The sequence below is a fragment of the Streptomyces sp. NRRL S-495 genome, assembly GCF_000966955.1.
GTDB lineage: Bacteria > Actinomycetota > Actinomycetes > Streptomycetales > Streptomycetaceae > Kitasatospora > Kitasatospora purpeofusca.
This window is the reverse complement of the sequence record NZ_JZWY01001056.1, coordinates 1-3,585: the sequence shown is the minus strand read 5'-3', so window position 1 is coordinate 3,585 and position 3,585 is coordinate 1. Positions and strand designations below refer to the sequence as shown.

Annotated in this window: 3 protein-coding genes; 2 read left to right on the top strand and 1 reads right to left on the bottom strand. The window is 73.7% G+C overall.

Annotated elements, in window-relative coordinates:
- Positions 1-185: 185 nt before the first annotated feature.
- Positions 186-734, bottom strand: a complete 549-nt coding sequence (locus VR45_RS38820) for a hypothetical protein (protein ID WP_234326601.1) — start codon at positions 732-734, stop codon at positions 186-188.
- Between the two features lie 208 nt (positions 735-942).
- Between VR45_RS38820 and VR45_RS38815 the strand changes: the two genes are divergently transcribed.
- Both VR45_RS38815 and VR45_RS38810 read left to right on the top strand, forming a co-directional pair.
- Positions 943-2,445 (top strand): carboxyl transferase domain-containing protein, encoded by a 1,503-nt coding sequence (locus VR45_RS38815; RefSeq protein WP_199926092.1) that lies wholly within the window; start codon positions 943-945, stop codon positions 2,443-2,445.
- Between the two features lie 519 nt (positions 2,446-2,964).
- Complete coding sequence (locus tag VR45_RS38810; protein WP_030396348.1) at positions 2,965-3,360, top strand: transglycosylase SLT domain-containing protein; 396 nt, start codon at positions 2,965-2,967, stop codon at positions 3,358-3,360.
- Positions 3,361-3,585 lie beyond the last annotated feature (225 nt).

Sequence of the window (3,585 nt, the reverse complement as noted above, 5' to 3'; positions counted from 1 at the left end):
CCCCCGGCTTCTTCGCCGACCGCGCCGCCGCCACCGGCGCCCGCTGGACGAGCGCCCCGCTCGGCACCCACGAGGCGCTCGCCCGGCTGGTCGCTCTGCGGTACGACGAGGCCCGGGTCGAATCGCTCGCCGCCGCGCGCTGACCGGCGGGTCCCACGAGCGGGTTCAACCGGCGGGTTCAACCGTCAGGCGCGCCGCCGCCGGTGGTACGCGTACGTCAGCGCGAGGATCAGCGGCCCCCAGAGAACGAACAGCCCGCTCGTCACCGCGGCCAACGCCCGCCACCAGCCGTTGACGAAGTCGACCTCCTGGAAACCCGCGAGCTCGAAGGTGGTGAGCACCCACTGCACGGCCAACGCCGTGAACGCGCCACCCGCCATCGTCCCGGCGGCCACCACGACCCATGCGGGCACCCGCTCGCCCCACGGCCGGACCAGCCCGGCACAGAGCAGCGCAAAGGCCTCGGAGAGCAGGCTCAGCGCGAGGACGTAGGGCACCGTCACCCAGAGCGACAGGTCCTCGCGCGGCATGTCCATCCCCATCTGGAACCCGAACCCGAACGGCAGCCGCCACAGGCACACCGGCAGGGCGAGCAGGGGCAGCGCCCGGACGGTGCGCAGCGCCCAGCCGGGGACGGGCCGTTCGGTGGCCGGGCTCACGGCCGGCTTCGCCGCCGGGTCCGTCGTCAGGTCCGTCGTCGGGTCCGTGGTCGGGTTCATCGCCGCTGTGGTCATGACTCCACCCTCCGCCCCGGCCGGTACCCCCGGGATCGTGCGCGGGCCCGATCCCCCTCCCCCACCCGGGGGAGGCCCGCCCCGACCTCCTCCGGGCTGTCGACCTCCTCACACCCGACGCCCAATCCCCCACCGCGCTCCCCCCGCCCCCTATGGTGATCTTCCTCGGCACGGACACGGACCGGACGATGGGGTGGAGCAGATGGGCATGTCCCTCACGGCACATCAGCTGATCGGACTGCTGGTCGACCCCGGCTCCTTCGTGAGCTGGGACGATCCGGTGACCACCGAACCGCGCGACGCCGAGTACCGGGCGAGTCTGACCCGCGCCCGGGAGCGGACCGGCATCGACGAAGCGGTGGTCACCGGCATCGGCCGGATCGGCGGGGGACAAGCAGCCCTGATCGCCTCCGAGTTCGGCTTCCTCGGCGGGTCGATCGGCGTGGCCACGGCCGAACGGATCACCCGGGCCGTCGAACAGGCCACCGCCGCCCGGCTCCCGCTGATCGCCCTCCCGGTCTCCGGCGGCACGCGGATGCAGGAGGGGTCGGCGGCGTTCCTGTGCATGCTGCGGATCACCGCCGCCGTCCAGGCCCACCGGGCGGCCGGACTGCCCTACCTCACCTATCTGCGCAACCCCACCATGGGCGGGGTGTTCGCCTCCTGGGGCACCCTCGGGCACCTGGTGTTCGCCGAGCCGGAAGCACGCCTGGGCTTCCTCGGCCCACGCGTGTACGAGGAGCTGCGGGGCGTCCAGCTGCCGCCGGACGTGCAGCGCGCCGAGACGCTCGCCGAACGCGGCCTGGTGGACGCGGTGGTCGCGCCCGAGGAACTGCGCGAGGTACTGCGCCGCTCGCTGTCCGTTCTCACCCGCCGCGCCCTGCCCTCTCCTTCCCCTTCCTCCGTTCCCCCGGCCCCCGCTCCCCGTTCCCCCGTCGAACAGCCCGACGCCTGGGAGGCCGTCCTCCGCACCCGCCACCCCGACCGCCCCGGCACCCGCGAACTGCTGCGCCGCACCACCGAGGAACTCGTCCTCCTCGACTCCCCGGGCGGCCGTGACGGAGCCCTGGTCCGGGCGCTCGCCGTCCTCGACGGCCAACCCGCCGTGGTCGTCGGCCAGCAGCGCCGGGCCGGTGCCCAGGAACGCCCCTTCACCGCCGCCGACCTGCGCTCCGTCCGCCGCACCGCCCGGTTCGCCGAACAGCTCGGCCTCCCCCTCGTCACCGTCGTCGACACGGCGGGCGCCGAACTCTCCGCCCAGGCGGAGCTGGACGGCGTGGCCGTGGAGATCGCCCACTGCCTCACCACCCTCCTCTCCCTGCGCACCCCCGTGCTCGCCGTCCTCCTCGGCCAGGGCTCCGGCGGCGGCGCACTGGCCCTCCTCCCCGCCGACCGCGTCCTCGCCGCCGGCAACGCCTGGCTCGCCCCGCTCCCCCCGGAGGGCGCCTCCGCGATCGTCCACCGCGACGGCTCCCACGCCCCCGAGCTCGCCCGCGCCCAGGGCATCGGCGCCCACGACCTCGCCGCCGTCGGCCTGGTCGACACCGTGGTCCCCGAGCTTCCCGACGCCGCCGACGAGCCGGCCGCGTTCTGCGCCCGCCTCGGCCACGCCATCGCCACCGCCCTCGCCACCCTCACGGCCACCCCCGCTTCCGACCGCCTCACCGCCCGCACCACCCGCCACCGCCGCCTGGGCGACCTCGTCACCTGAGGTCGGCGGCCGGGGTTCGGGACAGCCGGGCTTCACGGATGTCTGGCTTCACGGATACCGGGCTTCACGGATACCGGGCTTCGACCCGTGGCCCTGTGGTGCCGGTCTCAGATCAACGGCGACGTGGCGTGCCGACGGCGCGGCCCTGGGTGACGGGGGCAGCGTTCAAACGGTGAGTGCGCTCACAGGGAATCCGTCGGCACGACGGCCGGTAGTGCTCACGGCCGGTGCGGTGCGGGTACCGGATCGGCGCAGGTCAGAAGCGGCCGCGGACGGCCTTCGAATCGACGGCGCGCGAGATCGCTACGACGGGGCGTCGTAGCAGAGGGGTCTTGGCGGGGGCCGATCCGGTCTGCCAACAATGGCTCTCGTCGCCAGCCGTACCCGGTACCTGTCCCACCGGAGTGCGGCTCTTCACGAATTTCTGCCGGTGCGCGCCCCGCGACCGTTACGGCCCCTGTCCGGCCACGGTCCGGGCGGGGCGAGCACCGGCCCAACCTGATTGAGGTCTTGTTCTTCATGCCCACTTTCAAGCTTCGTATGCGCACCTCGGCCGCTCTTCTCGCCGGTGCCGCCGGTCTGACCGCCATCGGCGCCGGTGTCATGCCCGCCACCGCCTCCGCCGCGACCGCCTCCCCGCAGGCCATCGCCGCGCAGATCGTGCCGGCGAACCAGCTCTCCTCGTTCAGCCAGATCATCTCCCACGAGTCCAGCTGGAACGTGACCGCGACCAACCCGAGCTCGGGTGCGTACGGCCTGGCGCAGGCGCTGCCGGGTTCCAAGATGGCCACCCACGGCTCCGACTGGAAGACCAACGCCACCACCCAGATCCGCTGGGCGCTGGACTACATGAACAGCCGCTACGGCAGCCCGAACGCCGCCTGGACCTTCTGGCAGAACCACCACTGGTACTAAGCCGACCCGAGGAACCCTCCACGGCGACGGCATCCGGACCAACTGTCCCCCCTCACCCCGGGGTCGGACAGGGACCACCGGGGTGACCGAGGCCCGGCCGCGCGCAATCCGCGCGGCCGGGCCTTCGGCCGTTCCTGCCGTTCGTGCGGTCCCCTTCTCTTTTGCCGTCGCCGCCGTTCCCGCCGTTCCCGCCGTCACCGCCGTCACCGCCGTTCCCGCCGGGCC